The following is a 15,501-nucleotide window of genomic DNA, read 5'->3' on the forward strand; positions in this document are numbered from 1 at the left end:
TCAGCCTGAGAGACCCAGGTGGTTGGATAGATTATGGGATTGCTTCGCAATCCAGCGGGAGCAAGCTCCCTCGCCACAGGGGTTGGCACAAGGCTCCTACCGTGTCTGCGCCTGCTCCACCAACCACTCCATCAGCGCCTGCAACTGCTCCGACGCTCCGGGCTTGCGCGGATACACCAGGTGATAGGCCAACCCGGTCCTGACCTTCAGTTCGAAGGGCATCACCAGTCGCCCGGCGTTCAGGTCGTCGCCGATCAGCGACCAGTCGCCAATCGCCACGCCCGTGCTTTGGGAGGCCATGGACATCGCCAGGTCCAGGGTTTCGAAATGCTGGCCTTTGCTGACGTTGCTCAGTTGCACCTGCGCAGCCTCCAGCCAAGCGTTCCAGTCGCGCTCGTCACTGGTGGGATGAAGCAGCAGATGGTGTTGCAGGTCGGCGGGTGAGCGCAGCGGCACCGGACCTTCAAGCAGTGGACGCGAACACACCGGTGTCAGTTGTTCGTCGAACAAGTGCAGGCTCGTCAATGAAGGCGCGGGCGGCGGCCCATAGACCACCGCGGCGTCGAAGGTTTCGCGCTGGAAATCCACGCCGTGGCGGACGGTGGTGGTCAACTCCACCGGTATGTCCGGTCGTACCTTTTGCCATTGCAGCAAACGCGGCATCAGCCAGCGCAGCACGCAGGTCGGCGCCTTGAGTCGCACGCTCTGGCGTTTCTCGCCGATCTGCTCCACCGCTTCCGCGATCAGGCCGAACACCTGTTGCACCCGTGGCAACCACGCCTGTCCCTGCGGCGTCAGGCTCAGGCCCCGTGCCTGACGCAGGAACAGCGCGTAACCCAAATGCTCCTCCAGCCCGGCGATCTGCCGGCTCACCGCGCCCTGGGTGATGTGCAACTGTTCCGCCGCCCGGGTGAAGTTGCAGCACTGGGCGGTGATCAGAAACGTGTGCAGCGCCGGGAGCGGAGGAAGTCGTTTCATTTGGAATCGAGCCATGATGTAGGGACATGGCTAGTATGACTTTTTATCCATTGTTGCGGCTATGGCCAGGCCGTTCCAATAACGCCATTCCCCGAAAACAAGAAGGTCAGTGGCAATGGCGACGTGCGGCGAAGTATTGGTCAAGTTACTCGAAGGTTATGGCGTGGAGCAGGTGTTCGGGATTCCCGGCGTGCACACCGTCGAGTTGTATCGTGGGCTGGCCCGTTCCAGCATCCGCCATGTGACGCCGCGTCACGAACAGGGCGCCGGCTTCATGGCCGATGGCTACGCCCGCGTCAGCGGCAAGCCCGGTGTGTGCTTCATCATCACCGGCCCCGGCATGACCAACATCACCACCGCCATGGGCCAGGCCTACGCCGATTCGATCCCGATGCTGGTGATCTCCAGCGTGCAGTCCCGCAGCCAGTTGGGCGGCGGGCGCGGCAAACTCCATGAACTGCCGAACCAGAGCGCGTTGGTGAGTGGCGTGGCGGCGTTTTCCCGCACGCTGATGTCCGCCGCCGAGTTGCCGGGAGTGCTGGCCCGGGCTTTCGCCTTGTTCCAGGCCGGTCGCCCGCGGCCGGTGCACATTGAAATTCCGTTGGACGTTCTGGTCGAAGACGCCGATGCCTTGCTCGCCACAAGGCCAGTGAACATCAGCCGTGCCGGGGCCGCGCCGAGTGCCGTGGCGCAGATGTCGGCGATGCTGGCGAAGGCCCGCCGGCCGCTGATCCTGGCCGGTGGCGGCGCCATTGATGCCGCCCGCGAACTGACCGAACTGGCTGAATGCCTCGGCGCCCCCGTGGCACTGACCATCAACGCCAAAGGCTTGTTGCCGTCGCGTCATCCTCTGCTGATCGGTTCCACGCAAAGCCTGGTGGCCACCCGCGCACTGGTGGCCGAGGCCGACGTGGTGCTGGCCATCGGCACGGAGTTGGCCGAGACCGACTACGACATCACCTTCGCCGGCGGCTTCGAAATCCCCGGTGCATTGCTGCGCATCGACATCGACCCGGACCAGACCGTGCGCAACTACCCGCCGCACCTGGCGCTGGTGGCCGATGCCCGCAGCGCTAGCCAGGCCTTGCTCGATGGGTTGAAGCAACAATCCCTGACCCAGCGCAACAGCGATTGGGGCCAGGTGCGTGCCGCGCGGTTACGGGCGGATCTGGACCGGGACTGGGACGTCGCGACCCGCGCGCAGACCTTGTTCATCGACACGGTTTTGCAGGCCTTGCCCGACGCGGTATTCGTCGGTGACTCCACACAACCGGTGTACACCGGCAACCTGACCTTCAACCCGGAACATCCACGTCGCTGGTTCAATGCTTCCACCGGCTACGGCACCCTCGGCTATGCCTTGCCGGCGGCCATCGGCGCCTGGCTCGGCGGCATCGATTCGGGTAAGGGGCGCCCGCCCGTGGTGTGCCTGATCGGTGATGGCGGCTTGCAGTTCACCCTGCCGGAGCTGGCCAGCGCCGTGGAAGCAGGCGTGCCAGTGATCGTGCTGCTGTGGAATAACCAGGGTTACGAAGAGATCAAGAAATACATGGTCAACCGCGCCATTGAACCGGTGGGCGTGGACATCTACACCCCGGATTTCATTGGCGTGGCCAAGGCCCTGGGCTGCTTTGCACAGGCGGTCGACGGCGTGGCACCATTGCGCGCCGCATTGCTGGAGGCCCACGACCGCCAGGGTCCGACCCTGATCGAAATCGATCAGGCGCGCTGGATGGTGGGGGTGGCCCAATGAATTTCCCCACCACCCAGGACGGCCTGTACATCAACGGCCAATGGTCATCGGGCGATCAGCATTTGCGGGTGATCAACCCGGTCACCGAGGCGCTGCTGACCACGGTCAATGGCGGCGATGAGCGCGCCGTCGATCAGGCCTTGAACGCGGCGACCCAGGCTTTGGCGCAATGGTCGAACACCACCGGCGCCGAGCGCGGGGCGCTTCTGCGCCGTATCGCCGCCGGCGTGCGGGCTGCTCGTGAGCGCTTGATGCATCTGCAATCGAGCAATAACGGCAAACCCCTGTTCGAAGCGGCCATCGATGTCGACGACGTGGTCGCCACCTTCGAGTATTACGCCGAACTGGCCGAAGGGCTGGACGCCCGGCAGGACAGCCCACTGGCATTGCCCAGCGATGACTTCAGGGCACGCCTGCGCCGCGAACCCTGCGGTGTGGTGGGCTTGATCGTGCCGTGGAATTTCCCGATGGTCACCACCGCCTGGAAGCTCGCCCCGGCCTTGGCTGCCGGCTGTTGTGTGGTGCTCAAACCTTCGGAGGTGACACCGCTGCCGGAGTTGGAGCTGGCGTCGATCATCGCCGAGTGCGGCTTACCCCACGGCGTGTTCAACCTGATCTGCGGCACGGGGCTGGCCGTGGGCGCGCCGCTGGCGACAGATCCGCGCGTGGCGAAGATTTCCTTTACCGGCAGCAATGCGGTGGGGGTGCAGGTGATGCAACGGGCGGCGGAAACGGTGAAGGGCGTCAGCCTGGAGCTGGGTGGCAAGTCGTCGCTGCTGGTGCTGGCCGACGCTGATCTGGAGCTGGCGGTGGAGCTGGCCTGTGGTGGCGGTTTCTTCAACGCCGGACAAATGTGCTCGGCCACCAGTCGCGTGCTGGTCGCCGATGAGCTGGCCGACGAGTTCCTGCAACGGCTCAAGACTCGCGCCGAAGCGATTCGCGTGGCTGACCCGTTTGACCCTGACGTGGAGATGGGCGCGCTGGTCAACCAGGCGCAATACCAACGCGTGCTTGGGCATATCGACCGGGGCTTGAGCGCCGGGGCGACGCTGGTGTGCGGCGGACAACGCCCCGCGCATTTGCCGCGCGGCTATTTTCTACAGCCGACAGTCTTCACCGACGTGCCGGTGGACAGCGAGCTGTGGTGCGAAGAAATCTTCGGGCCGGTGCTGTGTGTGCGCCGTTTCACCTCCCTGGAGCAAGCGATTGCCCTGGCCAATGACAGCCGTTTCGGCCTGGTGGCCAGTGTCGTCAGTCGCGATACCGAAGTTGCCGAACAGGTGGCCAATGCACTGCAGGCGGGACTGGTGTGGATCAACGCCCCCCAAGTGATCTTTCCCCAGGCGGCGTGGGGCGGTTACAAGCAGAGCAGCATGGGCCGCGAGTTGGGGCCTTGGGGGCTGGCGGCGTTTCAGGAGATCAAACATGTGGTGCGGGCGGTTTGAATGCTAGATGTTCGTTGTCTGCTCTGGCCCTTTCGCGAGCAAGCTCGCTCCCACAGGGTCCTGCATACACAGGTCAAAATGTGGGAGCGAGCTTGCTCGCGATGAGGCCGGCACAGCCAACCCAAAAATCAGCTCAGACAGTCATCCGCAACCGCGCCAGATCCCGCAGCGGCGGCGCGCCGAACAGGCGGCTGTACTCGCGGCTGAACTGCGAAGGGCTTTCATACCCCACCCGATACCCCGCCGCCGAAGCTTCCAGCCCTTCGGCCAGCATCAGTCGCCGGGCTTCCTGAAGGCGCAGTTGTTTCTGGTATTGCAGCGGGCTCATGGCCGTCATGGCCTTGAAGCGGTGATGCAGGGTCGAGACGCTGAGGTTCACTTCCCGGGCCAGGTCATCGATGCGCAACGGTTGCTCGAAATGGCCATTGAGCCATTTGATCGCCTGGCTGATGCGATGGCTCTGACTGTTGGTAATGGCGATTTCGTACAGCCGATAGCCCTGAGGGCTGCGCAGCAGGCGGTACAGAATCTCCCGGCGCACCAGGGGCGCGAGCATGGCGATGTCTTTCGGGCTGTCCAGCAAGCGCGTCAGGCGCAACACGGCGTCGAGCATCGGCGTGTCCAAGCGTTCTACATACAGGCCGCGACCGGTGGGGCGCGTGGGTACGCCGAGGGGGCCTGCGTCGGCAATCAGCGCGGTGATTTCCGCCGGATCGATGTCCAGGCGCAGGGCCAGGATCGGTTGATCGGGCGAGACGCTGGCGATGCAACCACTCAGGGGCATCGAGACCGAGACCACCAGGTAATGGAGCGGATCGTAGTTGAACAACTCATCCGCCAGGCGCACCTGCTTGCTGCCCTGGGCCATGATGCACAGCGCCGGTCGCGCCAGCACCGGTGCGAATTGATGGGCTTGACTGTGGCGCGACAGATTCAGCGAGTCGATGGCTGTGGCGTAGTTGCCGTCTTCACTGGTATTGCGGGCGATGATCGACGCCAGTTCGGCGCGCTGTTGTTCCAGATACGTGTCCAGCGGGACGTGGGCGTGGTCAAGCGGCGACATGCCGGAATCCTCGGGAAAGGGGGAGCGATGAGCAGAGCTTATGTTTGTGCAAGTTGCAGTGGTAGCCACATCCTGTCGAAAGCTTGCCTGATCCTGCACGGAGCATCGATTCACCATGGCTTAATGTGACAAAAACTTGCTTGAAACCTTTTGTTTCAACTTTCCCGGATCCTAGCGGATGAAGGACCGATTGGGTCCCGCTTTCGCGCAGGATCGTGCAATGGGTCGGCAGGAATCGACTAACGAGCCTGGTGTCGTGACGCTTAACCTTTGATCCTGTCGCAGCCTGTCCCGGGCTGCACAACGGATTACCTGGGAGGGTTGAACATGTCTACACAGATCCCCGTCAGTCATATGGCCTTTGTGCGGGCCCGTTCCGGTTGCTCCAAGCCATTGGGTGCACGCCTGAGTACGCTGATCGCGCCTTCGCGCCAGGCTCCCGGATGCCTGCATTTTGCGTTGCAGCAATCGCAATGCGACGCCGATCTGTGGCTGGTGTCCGGGCTCTGGGTCAATCAACAGGCGATGGATGCTTATTTCAACTCGCCGGCCATGGCGATCTTCGCCGAGCTGGTACAGGACCTGGTGGTGAGCAGCCTGGATTTCCACACCTTCCGGGAAGTGTCCGCCGCCCAGGCGACCGAAGGGTGCCTGGCGAAGGTACACAAACTGGCGGGTTGAAGGTTTAATGAGCGTCATTTTCCATCGCCAGGATGCGCAATATGGCACGTAAAGCCTTTGAAACCTTCGAAGCTGTTTCCGCGGTCGTTCCCAAAGAGGGCGGCGGCTACTACGCGGCGATTGCCACCAAAGCCATTGGTGGTTCCGGTGCGCCGCGTTTTAACAAGGTGCTTGAAGATCAGACGTTCAAGACGGCCACTGATGCCGACTCGGCGGCGGCCATTGAGTTGACCCATCTCAAGGGTGTGGGCGATGAGGGCGAGCTGATCTGGAACCCGCGAGATTAACGTTGTGGGAGCAGGGCTTGCCCGCGATGCAGTCACCTCGGTTCAAAAGACAGGCCGCGTTGTCTTCATCGCGGGCAAGCCTTGCTCCCACAGATAAACGCTGTGTCGTGCACTGCTATTGAGGACGGTGCATCTTGAACAGCGCCTCGGGACCCAGCTGGAAATAATCCGCCGGCCCGCCGCCGCGCAAAATCGGCTCGGCAGCGGCGGTGTCGTATACCCCATCTTTCAACAACCATTTGGCGATATGCACGGCGACCACCTCGCCGAGAATCAGCCAACTGGGCACCAATGCCTTGTCCGCGCGCTGCAACTGGATGATCTGGGTGACCTTGCATTCGAAGGACACCGGGCTTTGCGCCACGCGTGGCACCTGGATCACCCGTGATGGCGCTGGCGTCAAACCGGCCAGTTCAAATTCATTGACCTTTGGCGCGACCATGGCGCAGCTCTGGTTCATCTGCTCGGCCAACGGGCGTGTCGCCAGGTTCCAGGCGAATTCGCCGGTCTGTTCGATGTTGTTCAGGCTGTCTTTGCGCCCGACGCTGCAGAAGCCGATGATCGGCGGAATGTAGTTGAAGGCGTTGAAAAAACTGTAGGGCGCCAGGTTCAGGTGCCCTTCGGCGTCCTGGGAGGAAATCCAGCCGATGGGGCGCGGGCCGACGATGGCATTGAACGGGTCGTGGGGCAGGCCGTGGCCCTGGGCGGGTTCGTAGTAGTGGATGTCGTCGGGCATGAGGCGAGGGTCCTGGGGATGGATTTTGAGGATGTTGTGGATAGTGCAGGGGGCGACTGTTTTTGTCAGCACCTGGCAAGCCTGCTCACTCATTTGCTCTTCAGGGTTCACGGAACTTTCGTCTGCCACACAATCCTGTGGGAGCGAGCCCGCTCGCGATGACGGTGTAGCAGGGGACGTAGGGGTTGAATGTGCTGACCTCTTCGCGAGCAGGCTCGCTCCCACAATTTGTTCTTCAGTGAGACCACTTTTGTGTTGGGCTTGAGGCTGACCGTTTTCCTGTACCCCAAAAACAACTAAGCCCGGCCGAAGCCGGGCTGTGAGAGAGCCTCGTTGGGATTAGCTGAGAGAGGCGGTGTTGGTGCGGTCAAAGCCGTCTTCAGCGATAGCGTTCGAGCCAGTGCGGTCGAAGCCGTCTTCAGCGATAGCGTTCGAGCCAGTGCGGTCAAAGCCGTCTTCAGCGATAGCGTTCGAGCCAGTGCGGTCAAAGCCGTCTTCAGCGATAGCGTTCGAGCCAGTGCGGTCGAAGCCGTCTTCGGCGATAGCGTTCGAGCCAGTGCGGTCGAAGCCGTCGGCGGCAACGGTGGCAGCGCCGGTGCGGTCGTAACCGTCAGCGGCAATGGCCGACTGAGTGCGGTCGAAGCCATCGGCGGCGAAGGTGTTGGCGGCCAGTACGGACAGGGTCAGGGCGAGGATCAGTTTGGTTTTCATGGTCGTTCTCCGAAGTGGTTGGCGTTGATCGCCTTGGGTGTGGAATTCATATTACGCTTGTTAAATCGATTAAAAAGCGCAAAAAAATGCTCAAACAAATCGTATTTATCGATTGGTTGCTCGTTGTTACTGATCGGCGATAAATGTCATCACCGGCGTACCCGAACAGCGTTTTGGTGAGGATGAGGATGTAGGGCGGGCATTAACCAGAGATTAATGTCGGATAAATCTTCAGACACGAAGCACAAAAAAAGGGGCGAACCCGTACAGGTTCGCCCCTTTCGTTTTTGTGTGTGCGCAGGTCAGTCGGTCAAGATCCGCGAATGCTTGCGGGTGTCTTTCATGGTGATGTAGACCAGCAGCGACACGGCGATGCACGCCGTCACGTACCAGTAGTAGCCGGTTTCCATGCCGATGCTCTTGAACCACAGGGCGATGTATTCAGCGGTGCCGCCGAAGATCGATACGGTCAAGGCGTACGGCAAACCGACGCCCAGGGCGCGGATCTCGGTGGGGAACAGCTCGGCTTTGACCACGGCGTTGATCGAGGTGTAGCCGCTGACGATGATCAGCGCGGCCATGATCAGGAAGAACGCGCCCCACCAGGTCTGGATGGTGTGCAGGGTGGTCAGGATCGGTACGGTGAACAGCGTCCCCAGGATGCCGAAGGCGATCAGGATCGGCCGCCGACCGACCTTGTCCGACAAACCGCCGATCAAAGGTTGCAGGCACATGAACAGGAACAGGGTGGCGGCGGAAATGGTGGTGGAGTCGGAAATGCTCATGCCGACCGTGTTCACCAGGTATTTCTGCATGTAGGTGGTGTAGGTGTAGAACGCCAGGGTGCCGCCCATGGTCAGGCCGACCACAGTCATCAACTCTTTTGGATGGCGCATCAAGGTGCGCATGGCGCTTTCCTTGGCTTTTTCCTTTTTGGTGAACGACTCGGTTTCTTCCATGCCGCGACGCAGGTACAACGCCACTATCGCGCACAACGCGCCGATGGCGAATGGAATGCGCCAGCCCCAGGCATACAGCTCTTCGGTGGTGAGGAACCGCTGCAACACGATCAGCACGCCGAGGGCGATGAGTTGGCCGGAGATCAGGGTCACGTACTGGAAGCTGGAGAAGAAGCCGCGACGTTCCTTGGTGGCCATCTCGCTCAAATAGGTTGCCGAGGTGCCGTATTCACCGCCCACCGACAGGCCCTGAAGCAAGCGGGCCACTACCAGCAGGATGGGCGCGCCGACGCCGATGGTTTCATAGCCGGGGCTCAGGGCGATGATCAGCGAGCCGAAGCACATCAGGTATACCGAGGCCATCAGCGCCGCCTTGCGCCCGGCGCGATCTGCGTACAGGCCCATCAGCCAGCCACCGATCGGGCGCATCAGGAAGCCCACGGCGAAGATCGCGGCGGTTTTCATCAGTTGCGCGGTGGAGGACCCGGCCGGGAAAAATACTTTGGCGAAGTACAGCGAGAAAGCGGCGTAGACGTACCAGTCATACCACTCGACCATGTTGCCGACCGAACCGCTGAAAATCGATTTGATCCGGCTGGCAGTGGTTCTTTCACGGGCGGGCGCGGCGGCCGACCCGAGGGGAAGGGCGTTGGAGTTATCCATTGAAGGATCCTTCGTTTAATTGTTTTTGTGGAGCGCGTGGGAACGCAGCCTGCCAGGGCTATAGCAGGAGCTGTGCCAGGTGGGAGAAGGCCGGTCTAGAGGGGTTTTGAATGCTGGGTGAGCGGATAGGCGCTCATTTTGGCGGTGGAATGAGCGGGAATCCGCTCATTCTGAAGGTCATCATGCTTGGCTGCTGGCCTCATCGCGAGCAGGCTCGCTCCCACATTGGACCTGCATACACAGAACCCTGTGGGAGCGAGCCTGCTCGCGATGGCGCCAGTACCGACACCCAAAGGCTCAGGGCGACGACGTTGAAGGCGTGAACTCCAGGTTCAGCTCTCCCCGATATTGCCCGGTATTCTTGTCGATCTGCCGAAACTGCGGCGTCTCCAGGGTGATCGGCCAGGGCGTGCACACGACCGGGAAGGGGACGTTGGGCAAGCGCACGGCGCGGATATCGGCATTGTTGATACCGGTAAAGGTCACCGGTTGACCTGAGACATGCTGTGTCTCGCCCAGGTTGGCGGTGCGGGTGCGAACTCGGTATTCGATACGGTTACGTTCGTCCGTCCCCCCGGAGGTGTGCTTCACGAAGAAGCGCCCGGCCATGCCGGGTACGGGGTTTTTGTCGGTGACGCGCATTTCGAAACGCTGGCTGTTGGAGTTGTAGCCGTCGTAGAGGCAGGCATCGACGACAGCCTGGCCGGAGACGATACCGCCGGGGCCATTGATCAACGGGCGGGTGCGCAGGTTCAGGTCCACCTGCGGGGTGCTGATGCCGTGGGCGGGCAGGTAGATCTGCACGTTATTGTGATCGGTCACGTCCAGCTTGAAATCGACGGTGTAGATATGGGCGTCTCCGATTGGCTGCGAGTAGAACCTCCTGAGCTTCATGACCAATTGCGCCGTCCAGATGCCACCGGCAGGCAATTTGGCGAGTTCTGACCGAGGAATCCAGAGGGTGGAGGCCGTACCCGTCGCATCCACTCCCTCGCAATTGCCATGTGATGTCGAGGTCAGCATCCAGGTGCTGGAACCCCACACCCCGCAGGGGCTGTGGATCGGGAGTCTGCGTGTAATGTTGCCTTTGACGGTCAGAACCACGGACAGTCGGCTGCGTTTCTCCGTGAAACGCAGCTTTATCTCGGTGGTGCCATATCTGCCTCCGGTGGTGGTCAGGCACTGGCCTGTTGCTGGATCGGTGTTGGACAGACAGACAAAATGCATTGTCTTATAGCCTGCGCCTGCCACGGGCTGTTCGTGCCAGCCATGGGTCATCCGCGTCCAGATGTAATGATCGGCGGGCGGAGTCGAGCGGTCGAATTGCAGCATCTCGGATTGATAGTGGTTGCTGGGATGGATGTCCCCGAGCGCCGGTAGCGCAGCGAACGCGCCAATCAGTGCGCCAAGGCGACGGGCCCAACGGTGAAAGATCAGATTCATGGCTGGTTTCTCTTGTCTGACGATAACGCGGCGCTGCGGCGCGCGGTCCAGCGTTCCAGTCGGTCGGGGTCGCGCAGGTCTCTGGGCAGAGCGTCCAGGGTGGTGCTCTGGCAGGTCAGCGTGCCGACCTGGCGCAAGCTGCTGCGAGCGGTGGCCGACTGCACGGCGCAGGCATGCACGCCGTTCAGGTCCAGGGCGAACAACGGTTGCGGGGGCTTGTTGAGATCGACGACGAAGCTGCCGTCCTCGGCGGTTTCCATCATCGCTGCGTTGAGGATGGCCGCCTGTGCCAGCGGTTGTCCCCGGGCGTCCACCAGGCGTCCGATGTAGGTGTAGCTGAGGCTGGACTCGATGCGCTGCACCGCCAGCTTGCCGGGTGGCAGGAACCAGTCGCGGCTGCCGTTGCCGACATTCACCGAGCTCAGGTTCTGGCGCGAGGCATCGGCATCGCTGATGCGAGTCTGGGAGACCTCGAAGCCATTGATCGGAATCAGCCGTTTCTCGCCGAAGCCGATGCTGGTCTGGGCGCCGTAGCCGCCACTGACCTTGGCCGCGGCGCCGGTGGCGTTTTCCATTGGCGCAGCGACGATGCCGACGGCGGCGCCAGGGCCTGTGCCGCCCTGGCCGGGGCCCCAGAAGAAACCTTCGCGCCCCAGTGCCAGGGAGGAAGAGTGGTTGCCGCTGAGCCCAGGGCGTGAATCATGCCGGTCACCGCCGCGCTGTGACATCGCCAGGCTCGTTTCGCCCCAGCTACGTTCGAGTCGCCCGGCCAGTTCGGCGTCCCAGCGGCCCAGGTCGTCGTAACCCAGCCCGGTATTCATCTCGTTGCGACCTTGCTCGCTGTCCCAGACACGGGTATGGGCCAGGCTGGTCCGGACGCTGTCGCTGGCGGCCTGCTCGCGGCGCGCGTCCAGGCCGACACTGGTCTGCCGGAAGCCACCGGATGTCGAGCGCTCGTTATGGGACAGACTGAGGCTCAGGTACAGGCCGTGGTCGGTCGGCCGATTGCCGCTCTGATTGCGAAACGCGCCCACGCGGTGGGTGAGGTGGAACTGGCCCAGGCGATGCCCGCGGGAGAACCCCACCTGCAGGGTGCGGGCCCAGGTGGCGGTGGTCAGTTCGTCGGTCAGGTCCGGCTCGCCGGGCAACGTGTTCCAGTAGTAGGACGGATTCACCTGGGCATAACGGTTGTAGCTATAGCCGGCGGTGAGGGCGCCGCCGGCCAACGGCAGCGATGCACTGGCCGTCAGCGATTCGTTGCAGCCACTCTGCTGGTAGGTACGGCGGTTGTGCTCGCAGGACGGGCTGCGCAGCGAGTAGCGATAGAGATTCCAGGACAGGCCATGGTTGAACGTGAACTGCTGGCTGTTGCCGCTCGCCCCGTCGTTGCCCTCCAGGAGGGCGGCCGACAGCGACCAACTGCTGGCGCCCAGCGTGCCGGCCCAGTCCAGGCGGCTTTCGTTGTAGAACGCGGTGTCCAGCCAGGTGATCGCGCTGGTGAGCGCCAGGTTATCGAGCAGTGGTACCCGCAGGCCGGTCTGGGCCACGGCGGCGGGATCTTGTTCGTACAGGGAATGCTCGGCCGTGCGCCCACCCTGTAAAAACCATTGCACGGTGTCATCCCCCAGGCCGTTGCCGTCGGTGCGGCTGAAGGGCACGGTTTCGGTACGGGTTACCTGGCCGTTTTCGATCACCCGCAGGGTCACCGGATAACTGCCGTTGGGGAAGGTCCGGGTGTCGACGTTCTGCACACCGGCATCCAGATAAGAAGTGGAGAGCAGTTCTTCGCCGCGAAAGGCATCGACGCGGGCGCGTTGGGTCAGGATCAGGGAGATGGGCGTGCCCTGTCCGACGACGTCGCGATTGAGGTAGGCCAGGGTGGTGCCGACACGGGCACCGTCGATCCGGCCCAGGGGCAGCAGGCTGAAGTTGAAGTTGCCGCCTTCGGCGCTGGACAGGTTGCTCATGTCCATGCGTCCCGCCTGTGCGTAATGTTCGCGGTCGAAGTCTCGCCGGTAGTAGGCGTTGTTGAATTCCAGGTTGCTGTCACTGCCGCGCTTGTTCTGGTTGGCCTGATAGGTCCAGGTGAACCCCAGGTGACTGTTTTCTCCCAGGCCGAGTGCGCCGAGGCCGCTGGCACCCAGGGCGCGGTAACTGTCGGACTGGGCGATATTGATGTTTTGCCGGTGGACGAGGGCATTCTCTGCCTCGCTCGGTGTATGCAGCCGCAGGGCCGAGGCCTCGTTGGTCGGCAGCCAGTCCTTGCGCAGCAGGACCTGGAGACGGGCGCCGGCCTCGTCGAGAATCACGGCCACTGCCTCGGTTTCGAGATAGCCGCAACTCGCCTCGCTGGCCAGGCCGTAGGAGCAGGCCAACTGGCTATTGCTGGGCAAGGGCTGTGACAGTAATGGCAGCAGTTCCTGAGGCGAGGCCAGTGCGCCGGCTTCCACCAGCAGGGCCGCGATGCGCTCAGGTTGCTTGAATTCGATCCGGCCGGGCTGGACCAGCACCGGGTGCACGCCGAGATTGCGGTTGAACAGTTGTAGTTCGAGCTGTTCCACCTGCCCTTCGACCAAGGCTTCGAAGCCGGCCGGCACCTGAGTCAAGGCGTCGGTCGCGGCCCAGGCGCCTTCGGCCAGCGCCCATGAAAGGGAGATGGAGATAGCTGTGAAGTGGCGTTTCATACGTGGCCTTGATGCAGGAAAGGGGGTACGACGACGCCGTACCCCCTTGGGAGGAACGGTTGTGTTTACGGTTGCTGAGTCAGCACCAGGCTGACGATGCCTTCATAGCGTCCAGCGTTTGCGATAGCGCCAACGGTGGTTTGCTTGATCTCCAACATCTGCTCGATCGAGCCGCTGGTCGGGTCGCCACCGGGGAACAGATCGGCCGCCGACAAGGCGACGCCGGTGGTGCTCAGCGTTCTGCCACCAAAGGTGACGGACAGGGGAACCGCGGTGGAAGCCGGGTTGGTCATGTTGGCCAGGACGGGGCTGGTGATCAGCCTGATGGTCATGTCCTTATCGGTGTCATTGCTGAAGACCCGCGTGCCCAGACGCGTGGGTTGCAGACCCGCACCCGGCAGGTAGCTCATCTCCATGGAGGGCGGCAGGGCACTGCCATCGGATTGGAGCAACTCCAGCGTCGGATCGACATCGGCATAGACCAGGATGCTTTTCTCAACCGCCAGGGCGGGCATCGAGACCAGTGCGGCCAGTGCCAACGGGGCGAATTTGAGCAGTTTCATGGGGTGTTTCCTCTTTTCTATGGGTGAACAGGGGCCCAGCCATGTGCAGGCACATGGCTCAGATTGAAAAATGTGAGGGGGGAGTGGGTTACGGCAGCACGGCCAAAGTCCGTGGCCGTTTGTCGTCGCTGGTCACAAAACGCATGAGCAGATTGCCGCTTGTGCCGGATGTCTGGACAGGGAGCGTGCTGCCCGGATACAAGCTGCGATTGACATCGTTCCAGAGGCAGTCTTTTTCGCCCTTGACGTCGGTGCAGCGTCCGACCTGCAATACACCGATGCGCACGTTGCCGTCATTGCGTAGCGCGTCACCGCTTTGTTGCAAGCCGACGCTCATTTGACGGTCATCGGGCAGTAGGCGCACGAGCGCGCCCCAGATCAGGTTTACGCCGATTCTGGGTTGCGTGCCTTGCGGGTCGTCGTCTTCTGCCGCCAGATCCTGTGGAGCGGCCACTGGCTCGAAATAAACCCGGTAGACGGTTTCCTCGCTGGGCATCGCCTGCGCGATAATCCGTACCGTGCGGCTGGCGCCGGGAGCGAGTACCGTGCGTTGTGGCGACACGACGATACCCTTCGTATCGGCCGCAGACACTGGGCTTTCGTGTTCATCCGGCGTGCCCGGGCGCTGGATCTGGACCACACTGACCTTGATGTACTGCACTTTGTCCGACTTGGAATGTAGCTGGATCTGTCCAATACCATCCTGCTCGGCGCCGATCGTGCTGGTCATCGGATAAACCACCAGATTGGCGGTCGCCGGCGACGATAAACCGAACGCCAGCATCAAAAGCGCCAGCTTGCCCAAGGCAGCCCAACGGTGGGTAAACGTTTGAATCAAATCCATGTCAGACCTCAAGTAAAAAAGCTAAAAACTCAACGTTATTCAATGCGTCTGCTGAAGCGCTCTTGCCTTCGATGAAGGTCGGTGACGAGAGGGAAGAGTCTCACGACTAGAGGCGAGCTATATTTACGACACTTCCTTTTGTGCTACAGATGCTTCTCTGTTCCATGTAGGAAATTTCCAGAGTAGATTCCAGCCCTGACGCTCCGACACGCTTGCTCCCGTGATTTGAGGTGACTTCCCGGGTGTACAGCGTCGGTACGGGCCATGGTGGTGACTCCTGTGAGGCGAAGATGATTGCTGTTTGTTCGAATTATTTTGGTGGGATAGTTACACCATGTCAATAGATTTGGTGGGATATATCCACGTTCGTCTGCGCGAGGAGATTGACCGTTGTGGGTTGTCATTGGCCGCGGCATCCCGTGCCGCTGGTGAATCCAGTCCGCAGCGTTTGAAAGAAGTGGTATCGGGGCGGCAGAAATGTCCGGCCGATCTGGTGGCCAAGCTGGTGGTTATCGGCGTGGACGCGCAGTACGTCCTGGTCGGTGAGCGCGCCCAAATCGCCAAGCCGCCATTGACGCCTGATGAGGAAATGCTATTGGAGGCCTACCGGGCACTGGACGTGGGCGACCGGAAACGAATGCTCGCCGGCTTGATTTCGGGCTAGCGGGCAGCCTTATCGCGAGCAGGCTCG

General features: G+C 61.9%; 14 protein-coding genes. 5 read left to right on the plus strand and 9 right to left on the minus strand.

The features are described from left to right. Nucleotides 1-96: 96 nt before the first annotated feature. Complete coding sequence (locus PSEUDOMOFG3G_RS03715; protein WP_139049246.1) at nucleotides 97-978, minus strand: LysR substrate-binding domain-containing protein; 882 nt, start codon at nucleotides 976-978, stop codon at nucleotides 97-99. 115 nt (nucleotides 979-1,093) lie between these two features. On the opposite strand from PSEUDOMOFG3G_RS03715, the gene PSEUDOMOFG3G_RS03720 reads away from it, so the two are divergent. Both PSEUDOMOFG3G_RS03720 and PSEUDOMOFG3G_RS03725 read left to right on the plus strand, forming a co-directional pair. Further along, nucleotides 1,094-2,731 carry a 5-guanidino-2-oxopentanoate decarboxylase gene (locus PSEUDOMOFG3G_RS03720; protein ID WP_139049247.1) on the plus strand — a complete coding sequence of 546 codons (1,638 nt, stop codon included), beginning with the start codon at nucleotides 1,094-1,096 and terminating at the stop codon, nucleotides 2,729-2,731. Further along, nucleotides 2,728-4,176: an aldehyde dehydrogenase family protein gene (locus PSEUDOMOFG3G_RS03725; protein WP_076383657.1), complete on the plus strand. Its 1,449-nt coding sequence runs from the start codon at nucleotides 2,728-2,730 to the stop codon at nucleotides 4,174-4,176. The genes PSEUDOMOFG3G_RS03720 and PSEUDOMOFG3G_RS03725 overlap by 4 nt, the downstream gene beginning before the upstream one ends. A 133-nt stretch (nucleotides 4,177-4,309) precedes the next feature. Here PSEUDOMOFG3G_RS03725 and PSEUDOMOFG3G_RS03730 read toward each other — a convergent pair whose 3' ends face one another. Continuing rightward, the gene (locus PSEUDOMOFG3G_RS03730) at nucleotides 4,310-5,239 is read right to left on the minus strand and encodes an AraC family transcriptional regulator (protein ID WP_047230390.1); all 930 of its coding nucleotides are present in this window, start codon (nucleotides 5,237-5,239) and stop codon (nucleotides 4,310-4,312) included. A gap of 327 nt (nucleotides 5,240-5,566) precedes the next feature. Here PSEUDOMOFG3G_RS03730 and PSEUDOMOFG3G_RS03735 point away from each other — a divergent pair, with 327 nt between their 5' ends. Together PSEUDOMOFG3G_RS03735 and PSEUDOMOFG3G_RS03740 are read left to right on the plus strand one after the other, a co-directional pair. Then, on the plus strand, nucleotides 5,567-5,920 hold the full coding sequence (locus PSEUDOMOFG3G_RS03735; protein ID WP_107321945.1) for a putative quinol monooxygenase: 354 nt from the start codon (nucleotides 5,567-5,569) through the stop codon (nucleotides 5,918-5,920). A 41-nt stretch (nucleotides 5,921-5,961) separates the two neighbouring features. Further along, nucleotides 5,962-6,207, plus strand: a complete 246-nt coding sequence (locus PSEUDOMOFG3G_RS03740) for a hypothetical protein (RefSeq protein ID WP_047230388.1) — start codon at nucleotides 5,962-5,964, stop codon at nucleotides 6,205-6,207. A gap of 115 nt (nucleotides 6,208-6,322) precedes the next feature. Here the strand turns inward: PSEUDOMOFG3G_RS03740 and PSEUDOMOFG3G_RS03745 are convergent, their stop codons facing one another. The 7 genes from PSEUDOMOFG3G_RS03745 to PSEUDOMOFG3G_RS03775 form a co-directional block, all read right to left on the minus strand. Further along, nucleotides 6,323-6,943 (minus strand): flavin reductase family protein, encoded by a 621-nt coding sequence (locus PSEUDOMOFG3G_RS03745; protein WP_107321946.1) that lies wholly within the window; start codon nucleotides 6,941-6,943, stop codon nucleotides 6,323-6,325. A gap of 339 nt (nucleotides 6,944-7,282) precedes the next feature. Continuing rightward, nucleotides 7,283-7,654, minus strand: coding sequence for a heme utilization protein (locus PSEUDOMOFG3G_RS03750; RefSeq protein ID WP_139049249.1), 372 nt, complete (start codon nucleotides 7,652-7,654; stop codon nucleotides 7,283-7,285). 302 nt (nucleotides 7,655-7,956) lie between these two features. After that, nucleotides 7,957-9,276, minus strand: coding sequence for an MFS transporter (locus tag PSEUDOMOFG3G_RS03755; protein ID WP_047227120.1), 1,320 nt, complete (start codon nucleotides 9,274-9,276; stop codon nucleotides 7,957-7,959). Between the two features lie 297 nt (nucleotides 9,277-9,573). Beyond that, complete coding sequence (locus PSEUDOMOFG3G_RS03760) at nucleotides 9,574-10,719, minus strand: CfaE/CblD family pilus tip adhesin (protein WP_107321948.1); 1,146 nt, start codon at nucleotides 10,717-10,719, stop codon at nucleotides 9,574-9,576. Beyond that, on the minus strand, nucleotides 10,716-13,403 hold the full coding sequence (locus PSEUDOMOFG3G_RS03765) for a TcfC E-set like domain-containing protein (RefSeq protein WP_139049250.1): 2,688 nt from the start codon (nucleotides 13,401-13,403) through the stop codon (nucleotides 10,716-10,718). The genes PSEUDOMOFG3G_RS03760 and PSEUDOMOFG3G_RS03765 overlap by 4 nt, the downstream gene beginning before the upstream one ends. A 65-nt stretch (nucleotides 13,404-13,468) precedes the next feature. Beyond that, nucleotides 13,469-13,966 (minus strand): CS1 type fimbrial major subunit, encoded by a 498-nt coding sequence (locus PSEUDOMOFG3G_RS03770; protein WP_047227118.1) that lies wholly within the window; start codon nucleotides 13,964-13,966, stop codon nucleotides 13,469-13,471. An 88-nt stretch (nucleotides 13,967-14,054) separates the two neighbouring features. Next, nucleotides 14,055-14,810 carry a fimbrial protein TcfA gene (locus PSEUDOMOFG3G_RS03775; protein WP_139049251.1) on the minus strand — a complete coding sequence of 252 codons (756 nt, stop codon included), beginning with the start codon at nucleotides 14,808-14,810 and terminating at the stop codon, nucleotides 14,055-14,057. A 334-nt stretch (nucleotides 14,811-15,144) separates the two neighbouring features. Between PSEUDOMOFG3G_RS03775 and PSEUDOMOFG3G_RS03780 the strand changes: the two genes are divergently transcribed. Continuing rightward, nucleotides 15,145-15,474 carry a hypothetical protein gene (locus tag PSEUDOMOFG3G_RS03780; RefSeq protein WP_139049252.1) on the plus strand — a complete coding sequence of 110 codons (330 nt, stop codon included), beginning with the start codon at nucleotides 15,145-15,147 and terminating at the stop codon, nucleotides 15,472-15,474. The last annotated feature ends 27 nt before the right edge of the window (nucleotides 15,475-15,501 follow it).

The organism is Pseudomonas sp. FG-3G (assembly GCF_901007645.1).
In the GTDB taxonomy this organism is placed as follows: domain Bacteria; phylum Pseudomonadota; class Gammaproteobacteria; order Pseudomonadales; family Pseudomonadaceae; genus Aquipseudomonas; species Aquipseudomonas rhizophila.

What these genes read in the sequence shown, in the direction of transcription:
- PSEUDOMOFG3G_RS03715 (WP_139049246.1), bottom strand. Translation starts at nt 978, where the DNA reads ATGAAACGACTTCCTCCGCTCCCGGCGCTGCACACGTTTCTGATCACC.
- PSEUDOMOFG3G_RS03720 (WP_139049247.1), top strand. Translation starts at nt 1,094, where the DNA reads ATGGCGACGTGCGGCGAAGTATTGGTCAAGTTACTCGAAGGTTATGGC.
- PSEUDOMOFG3G_RS03725 (WP_076383657.1), top strand. Translation starts at nt 2,728, where the DNA reads ATGAATTTCCCCACCACCCAGGACGGCCTGTACATCAACGGCCAATGG.
- PSEUDOMOFG3G_RS03730 (WP_047230390.1), bottom strand. Translation starts at nt 5,239, where the DNA reads ATGTCGCCGCTTGACCACGCCCACGTCCCGCTGGACACGTATCTGGAA.
- PSEUDOMOFG3G_RS03735 (WP_107321945.1), top strand. Translation starts at nt 5,567, where the DNA reads ATGTCTACACAGATCCCCGTCAGTCATATGGCCTTTGTGCGGGCCCGT.
- PSEUDOMOFG3G_RS03740 (WP_047230388.1), top strand. Translation starts at nt 5,962, where the DNA reads ATGGCACGTAAAGCCTTTGAAACCTTCGAAGCTGTTTCCGCGGTCGTT.
- PSEUDOMOFG3G_RS03745 (WP_107321946.1), bottom strand. Translation starts at nt 6,943, where the DNA reads ATGCCCGACGACATCCACTACTACGAACCCGCCCAGGGCCACGGCCTG.
- PSEUDOMOFG3G_RS03750 (WP_139049249.1), bottom strand. Translation starts at nt 7,654, where the DNA reads ATGAAAACCAAACTGATCCTCGCCCTGACCCTGTCCGTACTGGCCGCC.
- PSEUDOMOFG3G_RS03755 (WP_047227120.1), bottom strand. Translation starts at nt 9,276, where the DNA reads ATGGATAACTCCAACGCCCTTCCCCTCGGGTCGGCCGCCGCGCCCGCC.
- PSEUDOMOFG3G_RS03760 (WP_107321948.1), bottom strand. Translation starts at nt 10,719, where the DNA reads ATGAATCTGATCTTTCACCGTTGGGCCCGTCGCCTTGGCGCACTGATT.
- PSEUDOMOFG3G_RS03765 (WP_139049250.1), bottom strand. Translation starts at nt 13,403, where the DNA reads ATGAAACGCCACTTCACAGCTATCTCCATCTCCCTTTCATGGGCGCTG.
- PSEUDOMOFG3G_RS03770 (WP_047227118.1), bottom strand. Translation starts at nt 13,966, where the DNA reads ATGAAACTGCTCAAATTCGCCCCGTTGGCACTGGCCGCACTGGTCTCG.
- PSEUDOMOFG3G_RS03775 (WP_139049251.1), bottom strand. Translation starts at nt 14,810, where the DNA reads ATGGATTTGATTCAAACGTTTACCCACCGTTGGGCTGCCTTGGGCAAG.
- PSEUDOMOFG3G_RS03780 (WP_139049252.1), top strand. Translation starts at nt 15,145, where the DNA reads ATGTCAATAGATTTGGTGGGATATATCCACGTTCGTCTGCGCGAGGAG.